The organism is Pseudomonas sp. R4-15 (assembly GCF_055768815.1).
Genome location: NZ_CM147293.1, coordinates 1916922 through 1936331 on the forward strand (window position 1 = coordinate 1916922; position 19410 = coordinate 1936331).

Here is a 19410-nt window from a genome sequence, read left to right on the forward strand (position 1 = left end):
CGGCAAGCATAGGACAGGCACGTGGCGAGGGTAAAGCGCGGGTTCAGTTCTCCGTGCGGGGCGCTGGGAGCAGCCCGGTTTGCCGCAAGCGGGCCTTGAACGCTTTCATCACCGGTCGCGAGATGCACGTCTCCGCGAGTACCCGTTGTTCGTAGATGCGTAGGCGCAAGGCCTCGTCCGGAGTCTCGCCGGCCTCGGCGATCAGTGCGTGCATGGCATGGCCCAGGCGCTCTCCGTTGCGGTTTTCCAGTGCTCGATAGAGCGCGCTCATGATCGCTACCTCGGCATCATCCATGCGGCACTTGCCATCGAGGATCTTCAGCATCACGGCGATCGCACAGTCGATCTCCGCTGGCGCCAGGCCGTTGAGTTGCAACCAGTCGAGTGCGCTCATTGCGGACGCTCGCCAGCGGCGAAGCGCCGGGCGTACTCACACAACGAAGGTTCGATGGCTTCCCAGGCGTAGTTCGCCACCGCCTCCACGCCGCGGGCGGCGAGCTTGTCCCGCGGGCCGTCGCCGATCTTGGCGACGAACACCGCCTGGCAGTCGTGCAACGCTGCGTAGATGCCGCCCAGGGCGCTCGGGTCCGAGGCGTTGCCCAGGCAGTAGTGCGCCACCTCGCGGGTTTCCCGCAGGTGGCATTGCGCGAACTCGACGTCGTACACGAGGAAGTGCTTGGCGTGGCCGAAGTGCTCGCTGATTGCACGGCCTTCCTTGCTCGCGACCGCCAGGCGCAGGCTCGTCATGCGGCATCCGCCGTGTGCCGCAACAGGCGAAGGCAGCTACGTGAGGCGGCCAGCTCCACCGCGCGCAGGCCGTCCTGGTTGCGCAACCAGGGGTCGGCGCCGGCGGCGAGCAGTAATGCCAGTAACTCCGGGCGATCACTGGAGGCGGTGTACATCAGCGTGCTGGCGCCTGCGTCGTTACGGTTGTCGAGCTCGCAGCCGGCGGCGATCAGCGCGCGCACGATGCGTTCATCGCGTGAAACGCAGGCCAGCCAAAGGGCGTTGTTGCCATCGTCGTTGCGCCGCTGTGGGTCGGCACCCAGACGCAGCAGCTCTTCGACCAGATGGGCACGGCCATCCAGGGCGGCGCGCATCAGGGGCGTGAGACCGTGGGCGAGCGGGGCGTTGAGATCCTCGCCATCCAGGCCCTGTTCGGCAAGAAAGCGCAGGAGCAGGTCGCTGGGCCCAGCCTGGCGTGCCAGCGCTTCGCACAACGCCGGGTAGCCGCCGTCGGCGCTGTAGGCGCGGGTAAAACGAAAGTCGGCAAAGGTCTGGGCATAGGTCTGGCTGGCATTGCCGTGGTAGCAGTAGATCAACAGAGGACGTTCGCAGGACAGCCGGCGAATCCAGCCGGAGAGGCCGGCCTCGTCGAGGTGATGGGCCCCGTGCAGATGCTCGCGGGCGTAGCTGGGCGCATCGCGGGCGTCGAATACCATGAGGTCGGCTTCCTCGCGCAGCAGTCGCGCGGCGTCCTGGGGGCTGAGACGAAGTGGGGGCATGTGCCGCTCCTGGGGCTGGGGATGGTCAGTCATAGGCCGGTATGGTCTCGATGCGCGGGTCGCTGCGCGCCAGGCCGACGGTGAAGTGGTAGAGCGGCAGCAGGCCGCTGGGCTCGACGAGCGCGGCGACCGGGGTATCGAAGAAGCAGCCGATACCTGTGCCGTTGACGCCATGCGCTTCCGCTTGCAGGTAAAGGACCTGGCCGAGTAGCCCGGCTTCGCGCAGCAGCCGTCGATAAGCCGCAATCCCCTGCGTCTGCAGGGTTGCCGGCAGGTCGGCGAGCATGGCTATGGCGAAGCAGGCGCTGGCGGCCAGGTCCTAGTGGCAGTGCAGCGCCCGGGAGAGGCGCTTGAGTTCGGCGGATTCCACCTCGCGCAGTACCAGCAGCGGTGCCAGCCCTTCGACGGCTTTGGGCGGCAGGGCCGAGCCGAGTCGCTCCAGTAACCGGGGCAGGCGCGTTGCGCAGCGGGGCAGCAGGTAGAGTCCGGGAGTCAGCCCATCCACTCGATGCACGAACAGCAGCAGGTCGATGTCAGGTGCGCCGCCATCGAGCCTCCAGGGGACGCCGCCGTCGCCTTGCAGGCGTGCCAGCAGGGAGGCGAAGCGTTGTCGAGGCAGTTTGTAGCGGCTATCGAAGCGCTGTGCGCTGCGCCGTCCGAAAATCAGTTCGGCGACACCGCGTTCGCCGCAGCCGCCAGGCCAGGTGGGCTGCGCTGAATTGGGAAGGGCAGCGTTCGGAGACGTGGGTGAATAGGAGGGTAGGCGACTGGCCAGGACGATCTCCTCGACGCCTGCCCAGCGATACATTGGATGCCGGTCGATAGCGGTCGCGGGGCCGCTCCAGTCTGCGGTCTGTGCCAGTCGCAACAGTTCGTCCTCGTCGAGCGCTGGCGCGGCACCGGAAAAGTCCAGTTGAAGGAGCATTTCGGCATCCTCGCGCTCGCTGTAGGCCTCGCGCCGATAGGGGAAGTCGCCTTCCCGATCCAGACCTGCGAGACGTGCCAGGCTGCTGCCACCCAGGTCCTCGCGCAGGCTCAGGCGCCAACCCAGCGCGCTCGCGGCGAAGTCGGCGCAGGCGGCGGCATGACCGGCGTCCAGCTGGCAGTAGCGAAAGGCTCGCTCGCCGTATTTCCAGGCCTCGCGCCAGGTCACCGAGCTCAGCAGCAGCGAAACCCGCGGGCGGCCGTCGTTCTGCGAATGCCGTGCGCGCAGCTCCAGCGCATGGGTGTCCGGGCGGTAGTGGTAGAGGCCGTCGTCCAGTTCGGCCAGGCCGTTGACCAGCAGGTAGCCCTCGATGGGGTGCAGGTTGCCGCTGGAGGGATTGGCGCGCACCGCCCAGCGATCCGGGCCGAGACGTTTCCAGGCGGCCAGGCCCAGCGCCAGTTGCAGCCAGGCGCCCAGGCTCTGCAGGCCCATCGGTTGCGCCGGGCCCTGCGCGAGCTCGGCGAACGGCCGTGCCAGGACGCGCGCCAGCGGTATGTCCGCAGGCAGTGTCTGTAGCCGTGGCAGGGCGATCTGTCGGCTACCCGGAAAGTGCCGGAAGGCCGCGGGTTGGCTGTCCCAGTCCAGGGTCGACGGGCCTGCCGCATAGGCCTCGAAGGCATGCTGCGTGCGCCGGTGGTAGGCAAGGATCTGCGCCAGCGGGTCGGGCATGGTCTGTGGCTTCCAGGACGGTGACACGGTTGCCGTTTGCAAGTCCGGGGCCAGCGCTCAGTGCACGGTTTTACGGGGCTGCGCGGGTTTGCCTGTCTGTCGTTGTCGCACATCCGACAGGGCGGCGTGGTGGCCGTGACATTGCGCCCTCAGCGGTGGCGAAGTCATTTAAGCTAATGACGTTACCCCTTCGGATTCCAGGCGAGCGCCCCGCAGTCATGCTCCAGAGCAAGCTTCCCCGCGTCGGTACCACGGTCTTCACCCAGATGTCGCAACTGGCTGCCGAGCTCGGTGCGATCAATCTCTCCCAGGGGTTCCCCGATTTCGATGGTCCGCTGGCCTTGCGCGAGGCGCTGGTGCGGCACGTCATGGTCGGGCACAACCAATACGCGCCGATGACTGGCCTGGCGATGCTGCGCGAGCAGGTGGCGGCGAAAATCGAGCGCTTCTACGGGCGTCGGGTCTCGCTGGAGCGCGAGGTGACGATCACTCCGGGCGCCACCGAGGCGATCTTCTGCGCGGTGCAGGCGGTGGTGCGGCCGGGCGACGAGGTGATCGTCCTGGACCCCTGCTACGACAGCTACGAGCCCTCGGTGGAACTGGCGGGCGGGCGCTGCGTGCATGTGCCGCTGACGCTGCCGGAGTTCGCCCTCGACTGGCAGCGCCTGAGCGATGCACTGACGCCACGCACCCGTCTGATCATCCTCAACACGCCGCACAACCCGAGCGGAGCGCTGCTGCCGGCGGCCGATCTGCAGCGCCTGGCCGAGTTGCTGCGCGACCGCGATCTCTACCTGCTCAGCGACGAGGTCTACGAGCACCTGGTCTATGACGGCGCGCGGCATGCCAGCGTACTCGCCGTGGACGAACTCTACGCGCGCGCCTTCGTGGTCAGCTCCTTCGGCAAGACCTACCACGTCACCGGCTGGAAGACCGGATACGTGGTCGCGCCGCCGGCGCTCTCCGCCGAATTGCGCAAGATCCACCAGTACGTGAACTTCTGCGGGGTGACGCCCCTGCAGCATGCGCTCGCCGAATTCATGGCGGCGCAGCCCGAGCATCTCGATGCCCTGCCGGCGTTCTACCAGGCCAAGCGCGATCTATTCTGCGATTTGCTGGAGGGCTCGGGTTTGCGTTTCTCCCGCTGCGCTGGTACCTATTTCCAGGTGGTCGATTACAGCGCATGGCGTCCAGACCTGGACGATCTGGCCCTGTGCCAGTGGTTGATCCGAGAGCACGGCGTCGCGGCGATCCCGCTGTCGCCCTTCTACCAGACGCCGCCCGAGGGCGCGCGCCTGGTACGCTTCTGCTTCGCCAAGCAGGAAGCCACTCTGCGTCAGGCCGCCGAACGCCTGTGCGCCATCGCCGGGAGCGTGCAATGAGCAAGGCCGACCATCTGGACATCGGGCTGATCCAGACCCAGCTCGCCTGGCAGGACCCGCCCGCCAACCGTGCGCACTTCGAGCCCCTGCTCGAGGCCGCGCGGGGCGCCGACCTGATCGTTCTGCCGGAGATGTTCAGTACCGGTTTCAGCATGCATGCCGAGCATCTCGCCGAGGCTGCCGACGGGCCGACCAGCCTCTGGTTGCAGCAACAGGCGCAGCATCTCGATGCGGTGATCACCGGGAGCCTGATCGTGCGTGACGCCAGTGGGCTGTATCGCAACCGCCTGCTTTGGGCGCGCCCGGACGGCACCCTGGCGCACTACGACAAACGCCATCTGTTCCGCATGGCCGGCGAGCAACGTCACTACAGCCCCGGTGAGCGCCGTGCTTTGTTCGAGGTGAAAGGCTGGCGCGTGCGTCCGCTGATCTGCTACGACCTGCGCTTCCCGGTGTGGAGTCGCGATCCCTACGACACCGACCTGCTGCTGTATGTCGCCAACTGGCCGGCGGCCCGTCGAGCCCATTGGAATCGCCTGCTGCCGGCGCGTGCGATCGAGAACCTCTGCTACCTGGCGGCGGTGAACCGCATCGGCGAAGACGGCAAGGGCCATGCCTATGCCGGTGACAGCCAGGTGCTGGATTTCCATGGCGAGCAGTTGCTCGCGGCGCAGGCTCGCGACGGCGTGTTGCGCTGCCGACTCTCTGCAGCAGAACTGGCCGGCTACCGCGAGCGCTTTCCGGCCTACCAGGATGCCGACGAGTTCCGCCTGGAGTAGCCGCTCAGGCGCCGACGGCCTGCGTCCGCTGCCGACCGCGGCGATTGATCCACAGTGAGGCGATGATCACCGCGCCGCCAATGGCCAGGCGCGGCAGGTCCTCGTCGCTGTTCCAGATCAGCAGGTTGAGCAGCAGGCCGATCGGTACTGACAGGTTGTTCATCACCGCCAGGGTCCCGGCATCTACCTGGGTGGCACCTTTGTTCCAGAGGAATTGCCCCAGCGCGGTGGCCAGCAGCCCCATCCACAGCAGTACGCCCCATTGCAGTTCGGTGGAGGGCAGACGCTGGGCATTGCCGAAGGCGAGGAACGCCGGCAGCGCGATCAGCAGCGCGCCGAGGAAGAAGTAGCCGAAGCGGCGATGCAACGGTACGTCGCTCGGGTAGCGCTGTACCAGGCGACGGTAGAGCACCTGGCCGGCAGCGAAGGTACCATTGGCCAGTTGCATCAGTAAAAAGCCGCCGAGGAAGTCCTGGCTCAGACCGTCGTAGCGGATCAGTCCGGCGCCGAATACCGCCACCGCCGCGGCGAGCAACGCCCAGGGGTTGAAGCGGCGGTTCAGCGCGTCGTGGATCAGCGTCACGTGCAGCGGCGTGAGCACGGTGAACAGCAGCACCTCCGGCACCGTCAGTACGTTGAAACTCAGGTACAGGCACAGGTAGGTGATGCCGAACTGCAGGGCCCCGACCAGGGTGACGCCGGCGACGAAACCCCGTGGTACACCGCGCCAGCGGGTCAGCGGAAGGAACACGGCGAGCGCCAGCAGCACCCGGGTGAGCACGGCGAAATAGCTGTCGACCTGTCCCGCCAGATAGATGCCGATGAGGTTGAAGGACAATGCCCAGAGCAGGTTGACGAAGAGCAGGTTGGACATGCGCGCGAACTCGATCGATGGCCGGGCGCGCACGATAGCCGCTGGTGTCCGGGCTTGCCAGGCCTTCGAGCTCGAGCGCGTCGTAGGATGGGTTGAGCGCAGCGATACCCATCGTGGCGGCGTGATGGGTATCGCTGCGCTCAACCCATCCTACTTGATCGTTCACTCGGCTCTACCCGCCGCCCCCCGGAGCGGCGATGGAGTGAACGAACCTCGTCCGCGCTAGCGGGCGTGGCCGGATCGCCGGGGCAGGGGGTTTGGCTACTTTCGGCGCGGCCGGCGAGGCCAGTCAAAAGCAGCTCGCTCAGGAGGGCGATACAGGGAGCTCCGGGGGAACGCCGAGAATAGTCCTTTGGCACCCAGGACCCGGTGCACCTGCGCTAATCCAGCACCGCAGCTTATGCTTTCCGGGATTTGCGGTTTACGACCGAGGTTCCCTGATGAAAGGGCCCCGGACGCAAGCCGGATCTTCAGTGAGAACGCTCGACTGTATCTAGCGTTCGGCGTAATGCGCCTGGCACTGCTTGGCGCTCACCTCACCCACGTGCGGATTGGCATTGCCCTGGATGCAGGCGATGCGCCGGTTGCGCCAGCGTTCCCAGTCGCTGACCGGGTACTGGCGGTCCCAGGCGGCGTACAGCCGCGCATCCTGGCGGGACAGGCGCAGGCCGTAGCGCTCGCTCATGTACAGGTAGATCCGCGCGATGGCGCCTCGGGTGTATTCCGGTGGCATCGCGGTGCGCTGCTTGAAGTCCACCACGAAGGCGCAGGCGCCATACTGGTAAGGCTGGCGGGTGAGCATGCCGAAGCCGTAGTTGCTGCGGTCGCCATTGACCTCGCCCACCACCGGCACCAGGTTGTGCAGGTCTGCCTCGGCACGGCTGAACTGGGCGTCGTTGGCGCTGCAATTGCGGCGACCGCCGTGTTGCCAGCATTGCCGCTGGTGGCCGATCACCCAGGCCGGGACGATGTGTTCCCACTCGATGCGCGCCGCGCGCCGGGGTTGCTTGCGCGGTTGGTAGCCACAGCTGGCCAGATCGACCTGTTTGCCCTTGAAGCGACAGCCGCAGTAGAAGTCCACCGGTTGCTCGGCGTAGATGTCCCAGGCGATCCGCTTGGCTTCACGGAAGGTGCGTGGCGCTTCGCCCTGAGCGAGCAGGGGAACGACGAGCAGCAATAACAACAGGCGGCGCATGGCGATCTCGAATTCGGACTGAGTCGGCATCCATGCGCTGCGACAATGTTATCCAGGGAATTCAAATATCTCCAGTAGTGGCAATGACTTAGCATCGATAGTGGATGCCTGGCGGAGCTCACCCGAATAGGGAGTGCGACTGTGCCGGCTCGATCCGTGGCACCATGCGCGCCTGATCAACCAGGCAGCAGTCCCATGAGCGAACGCAACCCCATTCCGCTGATCCTCACCGCCCTCGTCAGCGTGGCCGCCACCGTGGCCGTGCTCGGTTTTTACGGCTATTTGCATTTCGCCAAGCCCGAGGATGCCCTGGAGCTGGCCGAGTTCACCATGCTCAAGACCGTTCCGGGGGAAGACTACAAGGTCTCTTTGAGCCCGGCCGACCAGGTCGCACAGTGCGTTGACGGCGTACTGGTGCTCTTCGATACCGAGCACAAGGGACTGAGCGGGGTGCTGGTCAACGGTCGGCGCCAGGCGGTGCGTTGCATGGGTGAGGAAACCCCGCAGGTGCTGCGCTAACGTCGTCAAGAAATCGTCAAAAACGCCCATAGGGCCTTAACCCATGAGAATATTCGCAGCTTGATTCCGGGCTCGACGTGGCCCTGGCTGCGAGGTTTCTCATGCGTATCCTGCTGGTCGAAGACAACCGGGACATTCTCGGCAACATGCTCGATTACCTGAGCATCAAGGGCTACAGCGTCGACTGCGCCCAGGACGGGCTGTCCGGCCTGCACCTGGCGGCGACCGAACACTACGACCTGATCGTGCTCGACATCATGCTGCCGGGGCTGGACGGTTACACGCTATGCAAGCGCTTGCGCCAGGACGCCCGGCGCGATACCCCGGTGATCATGCTCACGGCCCGCGATCAGTTGGACGACCGCCTGCAAGGTTTCGGCTCGGGTGCCGACGATTACCTGGTCAAGCCGTTCGCGTTGTCCGAGTTGGCCGCACGTATCGAGGCGGTGCTGCGTCGCAGCCAGGGCGGCGGTCGTCGCCAGTTGCAGGTCGCGGATCTGGCCTACGACCTGGACACCTTGCAGGTGGTGCGCTCCGGCAAGACCCTCAAGCTCAACCCGATCGGGCAGAAGTTGCTCACCGTACTGATGCAGAAGAGCCCGCATGTCGTACGCCGTGAGGTGCTGGAAGAGGCCGTGTGGGGTGATGACTGTCCGGACAGCGACAGCTTGCGCAGCCATGTGCATCAACTTCGCCAGGTGATCGACAAGCCCTTCGATTTGCAGTTGCTGCACACGGTACACGGCATCGGCTATCGCCTGTCGGTGGACGACGATGGAGTATAGGCAGAGCCTCGCTCGGCGCATCGTCACCGCCTTCGTCCTGCTGACCGCAGCGGTCGCGGGTTCCTTCGCACTGGGTATCGTCAATGCGGTGCATCTGGTCGAGGAGCGGCTGATCACCAACGAGTTGTCCGGCGACATGGACCGCCTGCTGCGCATGGACAGCATCGATGACTGGCGCCTGCATCCCGAGCCGGACCAGATCTTCTATTTCAGCGGCGGCCTCGAGGATTTCGAGATTCCGCCGACCATGCAGGATCTGGAGCCGGGCTTCCATGAAGTGTTTCGCGACGAGAAGGCCTATCACGTCTTCGTCCGCGAAGTGGACGGGCGCAAGTATGTACTGATGCAGGACCAGCGCGACTTCGAGACCCGCGAGCAAGTGCTCTACGCGATAGTGCTGGTGGGTTTCCTGGTCTGTCTGGCGCTGGGCGCCTTGCTCGGCTGGCTGTTGGCGCGTCGGGTCATGGCGCCCGTCGTGCGCCTGGCGGCTCAGGTGCGCCATCGAGACCAGTTGCTGGTGCTGGCACCGCCGCTGGCGCCGGATTACACCAATGACGAGGTCGGCGAGCTGGCCCAGGCCTTCGACAGCACCCTGGGCCTGTTGCGCGAGGCGCTGACCCGTGAGCGCCTGTTCACCAGCGACGTCAGTCATGAGCTGCGCACGCCACTGATGGTACTGGCCAGTTCCTGCGAATTGCTGCTCGAACATCCCGGTCTGGACGAGCGCACCCGCGCCCGCGTGCAGCGCATGTCGCGCGCCTGTGAAGACATGCGCGAGCTGGTGCAGACCTTCATGCTGCTGGCGCGCTCGGAGCATTCGGATCCTGTGGTCGAGCAGCGTGCCGGCTTGCCGCAGTTGGCCGATGAGCTGGTAAGCCAGTGGCGTCGTCCGATCGAGGAGAAGGGCTTGCGCTTCGAGGTCGTCGACGAAGGCATGGGAGACGTTGCCCAGTACAACGCTCCGCTGCTCAAGACCGTGCTAGGCAACCTCCTGCGCAACGCCTTGCACTACACCGAGAACGGCTGGATTCGCCTGCGCCTGGGGCAGCAAGGCTTCAGCGTCGAGGATAGCGGCACGGGCATTCCCGAGGAGCAGCGCGAGGCGGTGTTCCAGCCCTTCGTGCGTGGCACCCAGCAACGGGGCGATGGGTTGGGGCTCGGCCTTTCGCTGGTCAAGCGCATCTGCGAGAGCCAGGGCTGGCGCGTCAGGCTGGCCCAGGCCGATGCCGGCGGATGCCGTTTCGAGGTGGAGCTCGGCAAGGCCTGTTGACGCTCCTTTGGCGAGCCGCGGAGGCGGCCCTGCGCCTTCGTCTTGTCTCGCGATAAACCGCTGTCGGCGCGGCTGCGAGCGAAACATCGACTCGATGACATTTCCTTCACATCTGCTTGACCGCCGCTTGATCCTTCGCACTCTAAGGTGCGGCTTCCGAAGTAGGGGAGGTCGGTGATGACTGACAGGATCGAGCTGGGGTTTTCCGCGAAATACGACCGCCGTCAGGCGCAGGCTTATCTGGAAAAGCATCGTGCCGGGCACTGGCGACAAATGTCCCATCGGCGTGATCTCGCACTGGGTCGCGAGGCCCTGCGGATCGCCGGAGAGCCTGGACTGGTGCTGGACCTGCCCTGTGGCGCCGGGCGTTTCTGGCCGATGCTGGCAGAGAAGGCCAACCGCACCATCATCGCGGCGGATCGCTCCGAACACATGCTCAGCACGGGCCTGGCCAACCAGCCGGAGGAAGTGGTGCGTCGGATCAAGGCGCTACAGACCTCGGCGTTCGACATTCAACTGCCGGAGAATGCCGTCGACTCGATCTTCTGCATGCGCCTGCTGCATCACGTCGCCGATCCGGCCCACCGCATGGCGATGTTGCGTGAGTTCCATCGGGTGACTCGTGATACCGTCATCGTCTCCGCGTGGGTCTCTGGCAACTACAAGGCCTGGCGACGCGAACGTCTCGAGCAAAGCCGTCTGGAAGCAGGCAAGAATCCGCAGAATCGTTTCGTACAGTCTCCCCAGGTCCTGGAGTCGGAGTTCGCCGCAGCGGGTTTCGAGGTGGTCCGCCATCTGGATTTCCTGCCGTTGTATTCCATGTGGCGCGTTTACGTGCTGCGCAAGGTAAGAGCATGACGAATTCGCTGGTGGCGCAAGGTATGCAGGATTGGTGGCAAGCGCAGGGGGAGTGGGTAGAGCCGCCGAACGTGCGGCGTCAGGGGGAGAGTGGCGTACAGCGCCTGCAACGGGGCGACCAACTGCTCTATCTCAAGCGCCAGCATGGGCATCTGTATCGCAGCCTCAGATATCCGTTCGGACGCCCCACGGTACTGCGCGAACAAGCGGCGTTGAGCGCCTTCGAGGCCCTCGGGGTGAAGGTGCCGCGGACGGTCTACTGCGGCGCGCGAAAGACGCCCGGAGAGGGCTGGCGGGCACTGTTGGTCACCGAGGCGCTGGAAGGCTTCGTCGATCTGGATACCTGGCTGGCCGACGATGCCCGCCTGAGTCTGCCGGCGGATTGGCATGACGCGATGCTGCAACAAATGGCCGTTACCCTGGCGACGGTCCATCGTGCCCGCTGGCAGCACGGCTGCCTCTACGGCAAGCATGTCTTCGTACGCGTCGCTCAGAATGGCGAGCCGGAGATCGCGCTGCTGGATCTGGAGAAGTGCCGCCGGCGTCTGCTGCCCGAGCGTGGAGCGCGCAAGGATCTCGACCAGTTGCGTCGCCACTCGTCGTTAAAAAGCCAGGACTGGGAGCGCTTGATCTACTGTTACCAGGCTGCGTTCGGTAAGCGCATCAGGGGGTTGTAGCGATGACTTGGGGATTGGCGAGAAGTTTCTTCCTGCTTGCCGGACTGGCTGTGGCCACCTCTGCGGCATATGCCTGGTATCAGCCGGGTAGCCGGGTGATCAGCTCGCTCAGCGAAGCCGGCCCCCGCTGTACGTTGCCGTTCAATCGTGCCCAGGCGAAGAGCCGCACCGAACCCGACAGTGATCTGATCTGGTTGCTGTTCGGGCTTTCCCAGGGCGTCTATCGTTCCTGAAGACCGGCTCGCAACCTCGATCCAGCCGGGAAACAGCTCGAGGCGTGGAATTTACGCCCCGTGATCTGTGTTTACGTAGCAGAGCAGACGTGCCGCAAAGCCTGAACAGGTGTTGAGTCAGGCCACCAAATGCAGGTGGTTGTCCCAGAGCCCGCTCGGTAGCACCAGCGGGCGCATGCCAATCTCCGCCTGACGGCAGTCGTAGAGCCGACAGCGACCCTGTCCCGAGGTCACCACGAAGCCTTCGGCGACCGCGCCCACACCGGCGCAGTCGGGCAGGGGGGCGTCCAGGCGTAGCGCGCCACTGTCCAGGTCCCAGACCAGGAAGCGATTGCCCCGCGGTGCGGTGACCGCTACCAGGCGTAGCGCATCGTGCACGGCTACGCTGGCGGTGTACTGGGCCATCAGCCGCCGCTGTGCTTCGGCAATCGGGAAGGGTTCGAAGTCCTTGCCCGGACGCTTGATCGCCAGCAGCGGTGCTCGCTCCTCGGCATCGCCCATGAACTGCTGACAGGCGAGGATGCTGCCATCGGCAGCGATCGCCAGATGACGCACGCTGTTCATCTGCTCGGGCAGCGTCTCGCGGCTGATCAGGCTGCCGTCGCGGCGCATCAGCACCAGGCTGGGCTCCATGGCGTCCAGGTTCATTTCCACCCGACTTTCGGCTTCGGTACGAATGCCGCCGTTGGCCACGACCAGGGTTTCCCCGTCGGGCATCCAGGACACCTCGTGGGGGCCCAAGCCGTGAGTGCTGATCTCGCCGGCATGTTGCAGCTTCTCACCGTCGAACCGGTACACCCCGAGCACGCCGCGACCGGGATCGCGGGTATCGTTCTCGGTGGCGTAGAGCCATTCGCCGTCGCGGTGGAACACGCCATGTCCATAGAAATGGCGGTCCGGCTGTGAGGGCAGGGTCTGTAGCAGGCGACCGTCGCGCAGGTCGATCAGATAGCTCTCGCGCCCCGGACGCCGGGCCACGAACAGTGCCAGCGGACGGCTTGGATGCTGCACCACGGCATGGCAGCGCAGGGGAACGCGGGTAGCGAACTGCTCCTTGCCATCGAGTCGATAGCCGACTGCGTAATGCCCACCCTCGGCATCGTCACGGGCCGAAAGCACCAGCGGCTGGCTGCGCCGCAGGCCGCTGAACAGACGCTGGATGAAAGACATGCGTAACTACCTCGCTCAGTCGCCGTCGGCGGCGTTGAAGCCCAGTTGCACACCCAGGGCACGGGCGAGTTCGCCTTCGTGCAGGCGGTGTACGACGTTCAGGCTGTCGTAGAAAGCATTGAGCTGGGCGACGCCTTGTTCGCTTTCCAGGAGCTTCTCCAGCGGCGGTTGCAGGGCGTCCATTTTCTGCTGGGCGTCTGCGTAGGCGGCATCGATACGCTCGATGAGCGTCTGCTGGTCGCCGCCGAGCAGGGCCTTGATGCCCTTGCCGTCCACGCCGTCCCAGAGTTGACGGGCGCTGTTCAGGCTGGCGGCGAGGTTGGAGAGCGAGGCATGGCTACGCCAGGCTTCGGCCTGGTAGGGCTGCGGGATGCCCTTGCTCTGCCGACCCAGCGGCATGCCCAGCTTGCGCTTGAGGAAGTCCAGCGCGGTGACCTGCACTCGCAGCAGGTCGGTGACCGCCTCGCGGGATTCGGCGTAGCGTGCGTTGGGGAAGCTGGTCATCTGTTCGAGCATGCCGTTCTGCTGCTTCCAGCGCTGCAGGATTTCCTCCGCGAGCTGTTCCTGGTGAGCGCCGATGGCTTCCAGCAGCGGGCAGTAACGTGCCTTCTGCTCGGCGTCGGCAAGGTCGAGGTGCTCGTCGAAAAGGATGTATTCGTAGGCCGAGAGGCCTTGCACCACGACGCTGGCGTCGGCCAGGGACTGGGCGTCGATGGGCTTGCCGCTCTTCACCAGTTGCTCGACCTGGCGCGCCACCAGATTTTTCTTGTCCGGCCAGAACTGCACCTGCCAGGCCTGGTTGCCCTCACCCAGCGGCCCGACGAGCATCGGCTGCAGCTCGGCCCAGGCCTTCTGCGCCTTGAAAAACGCCTCGCGCGCCTGTTGCAGCGGCTGTTCGCCACGGCAGTAGGCGAGGGCACTTTGCGCCAGTGCCTTGTCAGCCTCGGCCCAACGGCCATAGCTGGGCAGGATCACTTGTTCAGCGAGCGCGGCGGTGGTCGCCGCCTGGGGATCCTGCGGTGCGCAGGCGCCCAGCGCGATGGCCAGACCAGTGAGCAAGAAGCGGGAACGGCGGAACATCGGGAATCCTTGGTCTAGAGGGAATTCAGGAAAGCCAGCAGCGCCTCGCGCTGGCTGGCGTCGAATTGCAGCACTCGCTGCCTGGCGGCTTCTGCTTCACCGCCGTGCCAGAGCACGGCCTCGAGCAGATTACGCGCCCGTCCATCGTGAAGAAACTGGGTATGGCCACTGACCGTTTCGGTGAGACCGATGCCCCACAGCGGCGGAGTGCGCCATTCGCTGCCGCTGGCCTGGAACTCGGACCGGCCGTCGGCGAGGCCTTCGCCCATGTCGTGCAACAGCAGGTCGGTGTAGGGATAGATTACCTGTCCGGCCAATTCCGGCTCCAGCGCATCGCTGCGGGTTACCTGGCGTGGGGTATGGCAGGCCGCGCAACCGGCCTGTGCGAACAGCGCTTCTCCGGCGGCGACACGGGGATCGTCGAGGTTGCGGCGGCGCGGTACGGCGAGGTTGCGCGAGTAGAACACCACGGTGGAGAGGATGTGCTCGCTGACTTCCGGCGTCCCCCCATTCACCGCTTGCAGGCAGGCGGTTTGCGTGGCGCTGCAGTCGGTATGCGGCAGTTGCGCGGTGGTCAGCCCCATGTCGTCGGCGAAGGCGCGTACGCTCTGCTGCTCGACGTTCGGCTGGCCGGCCTTCCAGCCGAAGCGGCCAACCCGGGTCTGACCCTCGCGCATGTCCCAGACCAGGTTGGGCCGCCCGGAAATGCCATCGCCATTGCGATCGTCGGGGTCGGCGGCGGCGAGCAGATCGGCCTCGGGAATGGCTTCGAGCAGGCCCAGGCCGATCATCGGCGGGGCGATGCGGGCGGAGGTCAGCACCTGCGGGTGCAACGGGCCATAGCCGAGATCGCTCAGGCGCAGGCGCGGCTTGCGCAATTCCACCTGCGATCCATCGGCGAAGCCCAGGGTGACCGGCGTGTAATCCACGCGCACACGTCCCTCGGGCGCGACACCGGGGATTGCCATGTCCTGGAACTGACCGCCGTAGACCGGCTCGGGGATCACGCCGAACTCGTGCAGGCGGTCTCCGTCCGCTGCGGAGGCGGGAATCGACAGGCGCACCAGCATGGACACCGCCTGGCTCGCGCCGGGTTCCGGTGGATGTCCCCGGCCATCGCGGATGTGGCAGTTGATGCAGGCGTTGGTATTGAACAGCGGGCCGAGTCCGTCGCGTGCGGTGGTGGCGGTCGGTGCGATCACCCAGGGATTGCGGAAGAAGCTGTTGCCGACGGCGAAGTCGAGCTTGCGCTCGGCCGAGAGGTTGGCCGACGGTAGGGCGAAGGCATTGCGGTCCTGACGGTTGACGCTGGTGTCTCCGCCAGGGCGCGACGGGTCGTCGGCGGCGGCGAGGAGGGGTAAGGCGCAGAGCGCGAGCAGCAGGGAATGGAGGGTACTTCGCGGTACAGCGGACATCGGGGCACTCCGTTGCGGGGCCGCGCAAGCTTATCAGTAGCGTCCAGTCCGCATGTGGAAACGGGGGGTAGCGCGATGGGGCGATTTGTCGCGCGGGAAAGGCGGACCGGGGAGTGCCCGGCCCGCCAGAGGATCAGAACTCGTGATCCGCGTTATCCGGGTTGAGGTCCTGGATACCCAGTGCCCCGGCCGCCTGCTCGATGGCGCCGGTCTGCTTGACCAGGGCCGCGATGGCGTCGCGCACGACCTGCTGGCCGGCCGTGTTGTCGGCAGCGATCAACTGATCGAAGGCCTCGCCGTTGTTGGCGTGGTCGACGATCACCTGCAGCTTGGCCTCGGTATCGGCGAGGTCGGCCTTGAGGGTCTCGTCGGCCTGGGAATCGGCCTTGGCCACCAGCGACGACAGGCTGGCTCCGGTCATCTTGCTGCCGTCGGTACGCAGGTACTCGCCCAGGTAGACGTTGCGGATGCCCTTGCCGTTGTAGAAGTGCGAGTTGTGGGTGTTGTCGCTGAAGCAGTCGTGCTCGTCTTCGGTGGAGTTGGCCTCCAGGGCGACCTTCATGCGCTCGCCGGCCAGTTCGCCGAGCGACAGGCTGCCCATGCCGAAGAGCATCTTGCGCAGACCGTTCTCGGCCGGCTCGGCGAGCAGGGTGGCGCGGTAGTTGTCGGCGTTGTCCGCGGACCACTGGCCTTCCATTTCCTGCAGGTCGGAAACCAGCAACTCGGTCACTGCCTTCAGGTAAGCGCGACGACGATCGCAATGGCCACCGGTGCAGCCCTCACCTTCGAGGTAGTCGCTGGCCGGGCGCTCGCCTGCACCGGGCTCGGTGCCGTGCAGGTCCTGGCCCCAGAGCAGGAATTCGATGGCATGGTAGCCGGTGGCGACGTTGGCCTCGGAGCCGGCCAGTTCGTTGAGGCTGGCGAGCAGGTCGGGGGTGATTTCGCTGACGTCGATCTTGTCTTCGCCGACCTGGATCTCGGTATTGGCGATGATGTTGGCGTTGGCGCCCGGGTTGCCGAGGGCGTGCTGGTAGTCGGCGTCGACGTAGTCGATCAGACCTTCGTCCAGCGGCCACGCGTTCACCTGTCCTTCCCAATCGTCGACGATGGTATTGCCGAAGCGGAACACTTCAGACTGCATGTAGGGTTTGCGCGCGGCGACCCAGGCGTCCTTGGCCGCCTGCTGGGTCTCGGCGGTGGGGTTGGCGAGGAAGTCGTCGATGGCTTTCTGCAGGGCCTGGGCGGTGCTCAGGGCATCGGCGAAGACGGCATGGGCGATGTCGGCGTAGTGGGCGACTACTGCCTGGGCGGCGGCTTCGTCGAACTTGGCCTGGCTGGCCGCAGGGGCTTCGCTGGCAGGGGCGGCGGCGGGTGCTGCCGCAGCAGCCGGCGCTTGTTTCTGCGCCTCGGGAGCGTTGTCGTCGCCGCAACCGGCGAGTGAAACGGCGATGGCCAGGAGGCTGGCCGCGGCCAGGGGCTTGCGGATCATGTGCGAAATCCTTGCATCAGTTGAGTGGGTGCAAATGCGAGCCGCTCTATGATGCGAAAGATTTTCATTTTTGTGAAGATGTCGCAAGGCATTACGGGTTGTCGCGCTGCCGCAGTCGCAGCGGGACCTCCACTCAGCGCTGTAGGGACGCGCGGCCGTTGCTGCGGCTGGCCTTCCTCAGGAACATGCCCAGCTCGCCCGCCGGGAGCGGCCGGCTGTACAGGTAGCCCTGACCCTCGTGGCAGCCCTGGGCGATGATGTAGGCCTCCTGCTCGAGGGTTTCCACGCCCTCGGCGATCACCAGCATGCCGAGGTTGCTGGCCAATTGGATGATAGCGCGCACGATGGTCGCATCGTCCTCGTCTTCGAGCAGATCCTGGACGAAGCTCTTGTCGATCTTGATCTTATCCAGCGGCAGGCTTTTCAAGTAGCTGAGCGAGGAGTAACCGGTACCGAAATCGTCGATGGCGATCAGCGCGCCGGAGCGGCGCAGGCTGAGCAGGTGCTGGGCGGCAGTGCCGATGTCTTCCATCAGGCCGGTCTCGGTGACTTCCAGCTCCAGGCAGCCGCGCGGCAGGCGGTGCATCTGCAACAGGTTGTTGACCAGGCGCGGCAACTCCGCGTGGTGCAGCTGCACGGTGGACAGGTTGATCGCCATGCGCAGCTTGTCGAAGCCTTGGTCGTGCCATTCGCGTAGCTGGCGACAGGCTTCGTCGAGCACCCATTCGCCGATGGCGAGAATGCTGCCGTTCTGTTCGGCCAGCGGGATGAACACGTCGGGCGGGACGAAGCCATGCTGCGGATGCTGCCAGCGCAGCAGCGCCTCGACGCCGACCACGCGGTGTTCGCCGTATTCCACCTGCGGTTGGTAGACCAGGTGCAGTTCGCCGCGGGAGAGCGCTTCGCGCAGGTCTTTCTCCAGTTCGCGGCGGCGGCGCATCTCGCTGTCGACGCTGGCGATGTAGAACTGGTAGCGGTTGCGCGAGCGGCTCTTGGCCAGGGTCATGGTCTGCTCGGACTTCTGCAGCAGCTTCTCGGTGCTGTCACCGTCCTCCGGGAACAGGGTGATGCCGATGGTGGCGCGCAGGCGCACCTGGTGCTCTTCCAGGGTGAAGGGCTGCTCAAGGTCGTCGAGGATGGTCTGTGCCAGTTCGGCGACCTGGTAGGGTTCGGCGACATTGGCCTGGACCAGGGCGAACTGGTCGCCGCCCAGGCGCGCCAGTGCGCCCAGGCGTCCGCTGTGGCCGCGCAGGCGGTCGGCCAGCGCCAGCAGTAACTGGTCACCGGTCTGGTAGCCGAACTGCTCGTTGATGCTCTTGAAGTCGTCCAGGCCGACGCAGAGCACCGCAACGCGGTGTTGCAGGCGGGTGGAGTCCTCGAGAATGCGGTCCAGGCGCAACTGCAATTGCAGGCGATTGGGCAGGCCGGTGAGGTAGTCGTACTGGGACATGCGCAACAGGCTGTTCTCCGCCTCGCGGCGCAGGCTGGTGTTGCGTTCGATGGAGGCCAGCAGGTCGTTGGCGGTGCGTACCCACTGGCCCAGTTCGTTGTGCTCGTGCCCCTTCAACTGCGGCAGTTTGATCTGTCCGGGGCGATCCGGGTTGATCTGGCTTAGGTGCGATATCAGACGACCCAGGGGTTTTGTCAGCAGCCAGTGGTAGATGAGGAACAGCACCAGGGCCATGGCCAGGGCGCGCAGCACGCCGGCGATGAAGAGGATCACCGAACTGCTGATGAAGTCTTCGCCATAGGTGGCGGTATCCAGGGTGATGCGCAGGTCGCCGTAGTACTCGCCGTAAGGTGGTTTGCCGACCAGGCGCGTGGAATAAGTGCGCTCGCGGCCGAGTATGGGGTCGGTAAGAAAGCGTGTGCCGCCTTCCTGCAGGGGGCGGCTGCGCTCGGCAAGCAGCGGTTCGTCAGGGTGGCCGATGGACGCCTGGCGGACGGCTTCATGCTGGAACAGGCCTTCGATGACCTGCATCGCCATCTCGCGGTCGAGGCTGTACACCGCCTGGGTCGACGGGTCTGTGAACATGGCGATGATGCGCTGCGCGTCGGCGTCGATGGCGTGGCGGGTCTTGCGGACGTCGATGACAATCTGCATGCAACTGAGCAGCACGCCGACCATCAGGGCGGCGAGAAGCACGACACGCAGTAGTTTCAGCGAAAGGCTGTTCTTCAGGGTCAGCGTCAAGGTGGCCGATTCCTTTGTCCTGTGCCTACAACTTCACGGTCCATCGCACCGGCGCTGAGTCTCGCGACGTTGGACGAGCGGCTGGGGCCGTCGCGGGCAACTGGGCGCGGAGGCGACAGCGTGCGACGTGACGTGACCGCCTGACACTGTCGCACAGCTTTGTCACGGAAGCTATCCGCTGGAGTGGCCATGACGAAAATACCCACGCCGAGGCGTGGGTATTTTCTACAGCGAGGTAGGTGCTGTTGCCGTTTCGCTCACCGCCGCGCTAAGCCGGCAGCGTCCCTCAGGGTTGCACCGGAAGGGCCTGCGCTGTCGGTGCGGGACTTGG

Annotated in this window: 19 protein-coding genes and 1 pseudogene; 8 read left to right on the forward strand and 12 right to left on the reverse strand. The window is 65.6% G+C overall.

Going from position 1 to position 19410, the window contains the following annotated elements:
* Positions 1-43 precede the first annotated feature (43 nt).
* From ACYRGX_RS09140 to ACYRGX_RS09160, 5 genes are read right to left on the reverse strand one after another with little or no spacing between them, the layout of a single operon-like run.
* Positions 44-394 carry a hypothetical protein gene (locus tag ACYRGX_RS09140; protein WP_473056246.1) on the reverse strand — a complete coding sequence of 117 codons (351 nt, stop codon included), beginning with the start codon at positions 392-394 and terminating at the stop codon, positions 44-46.
* Entirely contained in the window at positions 391-747 is a 357-nt protein-coding gene (locus ACYRGX_RS09145; RefSeq protein ID WP_473056247.1) for a NifB/NifX family molybdenum-iron cluster-binding protein, read from the reverse strand. Before ACYRGX_RS09145 ends, ACYRGX_RS09140 begins: the two co-directional genes overlap by 4 nt.
* Positions 744-1505 (reverse strand): ankyrin repeat domain-containing protein, encoded by a 762-nt coding sequence (locus ACYRGX_RS09150; RefSeq protein WP_473056248.1) that lies wholly within the window; start codon positions 1503-1505, stop codon positions 744-746. The genes ACYRGX_RS09145 and ACYRGX_RS09150 overlap by 4 nt, the downstream gene beginning before the upstream one ends.
* Before the next feature lie 25 nt (positions 1506-1530).
* Positions 1531-1791 (reverse strand): hypothetical protein, encoded by a 261-nt coding sequence (locus ACYRGX_RS09155; protein WP_473056249.1) that lies wholly within the window; start codon positions 1789-1791, stop codon positions 1531-1533.
* Between the two features lie 33 nt (positions 1792-1824).
* Positions 1825-3159: a SagB/ThcOx family dehydrogenase gene (locus ACYRGX_RS09160; protein ID WP_473056250.1), complete on the reverse strand. Its 1335-nt coding sequence runs from the start codon at positions 3157-3159 to the stop codon at positions 1825-1827.
* A gap of 218 nt (positions 3160-3377) precedes the next feature.
* On the opposite strand from ACYRGX_RS09160, the gene ACYRGX_RS09165 reads away from it, so the two are divergent.
* Complete coding sequence (locus ACYRGX_RS09165) at positions 3378-4541, forward strand: pyridoxal phosphate-dependent aminotransferase (protein ID WP_473056251.1); 1164 nt, start codon at positions 3378-3380, stop codon at positions 4539-4541.
* Positions 4538-5320, forward strand: coding sequence for an amidohydrolase (locus ACYRGX_RS09170; RefSeq protein WP_473056252.1), 783 nt, complete (start codon positions 4538-4540; stop codon positions 5318-5320). Before ACYRGX_RS09165 ends, ACYRGX_RS09170 begins: the two co-directional genes overlap by 4 nt.
* Positions 5321-5324: 4 nt before the next feature.
* Here ACYRGX_RS09170 and ACYRGX_RS09175 read toward each other — a convergent pair whose 3' ends face one another.
* Both ACYRGX_RS09175 and ACYRGX_RS09180 read right to left on the reverse strand, forming a co-directional pair.
* On the reverse strand, positions 5325-6194 hold the full coding sequence (locus ACYRGX_RS09175) for a carboxylate/amino acid/amine transporter (RefSeq protein WP_473056253.1): 870 nt from the start codon (positions 6192-6194) through the stop codon (positions 5325-5327).
* A gap of 493 nt (positions 6195-6687) precedes the next feature.
* Positions 6688-7389: an endonuclease gene (locus ACYRGX_RS09180; protein ID WP_473056663.1), complete on the reverse strand. Its 702-nt coding sequence runs from the start codon at positions 7387-7389 to the stop codon at positions 6688-6690.
* A gap of 195 nt (positions 7390-7584) precedes the next feature.
* Between ACYRGX_RS09180 and ACYRGX_RS09185 the strand changes: the two genes are divergently transcribed.
* The 6 genes from ACYRGX_RS09185 to ACYRGX_RS09210 all read left to right on the forward strand — a co-directional run bounded on the left by ACYRGX_RS09185 (position 7585) and on the right by ACYRGX_RS09210 (position 11731).
* Positions 7585-7908: a hypothetical protein gene (locus ACYRGX_RS09185; RefSeq protein ID WP_473056254.1), complete on the forward strand. Its 324-nt coding sequence runs from the start codon at positions 7585-7587 to the stop codon at positions 7906-7908.
* Between the two features lie 101 nt (positions 7909-8009).
* The gene (locus ACYRGX_RS09190; RefSeq protein ID WP_473056255.1) at positions 8010-8693 is read left to right on the forward strand and encodes a response regulator transcription factor; all 684 of its coding nucleotides are present in this window, start codon (positions 8010-8012) and stop codon (positions 8691-8693) included.
* On the forward strand, positions 8683-9963 hold the full coding sequence (locus ACYRGX_RS09195) for a sensor histidine kinase (protein WP_473056256.1): 1281 nt from the start codon (positions 8683-8685) through the stop codon (positions 9961-9963). Before ACYRGX_RS09190 ends, ACYRGX_RS09195 begins: the two co-directional genes overlap by 11 nt.
* 177 nt (positions 9964-10140) lie before the next feature.
* Positions 10141-10821 carry a class I SAM-dependent methyltransferase gene (locus tag ACYRGX_RS09200; protein ID WP_473056257.1) on the forward strand — a complete coding sequence of 227 codons (681 nt, stop codon included), beginning with the start codon at positions 10141-10143 and terminating at the stop codon, positions 10819-10821.
* A complete protein-coding gene (locus ACYRGX_RS09205; RefSeq protein WP_473056258.1) occupies positions 10818-11498 on the forward strand; it encodes a lipopolysaccharide kinase InaA family protein in 681 nt (226 codons plus the stop codon). The genes ACYRGX_RS09200 and ACYRGX_RS09205 overlap by 4 nt, the downstream gene beginning before the upstream one ends.
* 2 nt (positions 11499-11500) lie before the next feature.
* Positions 11501-11731, forward strand: coding sequence for a hypothetical protein (locus ACYRGX_RS09210; RefSeq protein WP_473056259.1), 231 nt, complete (start codon positions 11501-11503; stop codon positions 11729-11731).
* Between the two features lie 117 nt (positions 11732-11848).
* Here the strand turns inward: ACYRGX_RS09210 and ACYRGX_RS09215 are convergent.
* The 5 genes and pseudogenes from ACYRGX_RS09215 to ACYRGX_RS09235 form a co-directional block, all read right to left on the reverse strand.
* Positions 11849-12862 (reverse strand): annotated as a pseudogene (locus tag ACYRGX_RS09215) (DUF1513 domain-containing protein); the annotation flags it as partial.
* Positions 12863-12916: 54 nt separating this feature from the next.
* Positions 12917-13981: an imelysin family protein gene (locus tag ACYRGX_RS09220; protein WP_473056260.1), complete on the reverse strand. Its 1065-nt coding sequence runs from the start codon at positions 13979-13981 to the stop codon at positions 12917-12919.
* 14 nt (positions 13982-13995) lie between these two features.
* Positions 13996-15396, reverse strand: coding sequence for a di-heme oxidoreductase family protein (locus ACYRGX_RS09225; RefSeq protein ID WP_473056261.1), 1401 nt, complete (start codon positions 15394-15396; stop codon positions 13996-13998).
* A gap of 133 nt (positions 15397-15529) precedes the next feature.
* On the reverse strand, positions 15530-16885 hold the full coding sequence (locus ACYRGX_RS09230) for an imelysin family protein (RefSeq protein ID WP_473056262.1): 1356 nt from the start codon (positions 16883-16885) through the stop codon (positions 15530-15532).
* 133 nt (positions 16886-17018) lie between these two features.
* Positions 17019-19079, reverse strand: coding sequence for a putative bifunctional diguanylate cyclase/phosphodiesterase (locus tag ACYRGX_RS09235; protein WP_473056263.1), 2061 nt, complete (start codon positions 19077-19079; stop codon positions 17019-17021).
* Between the last annotated feature and the right edge of the window lie 331 nt (positions 19080-19410).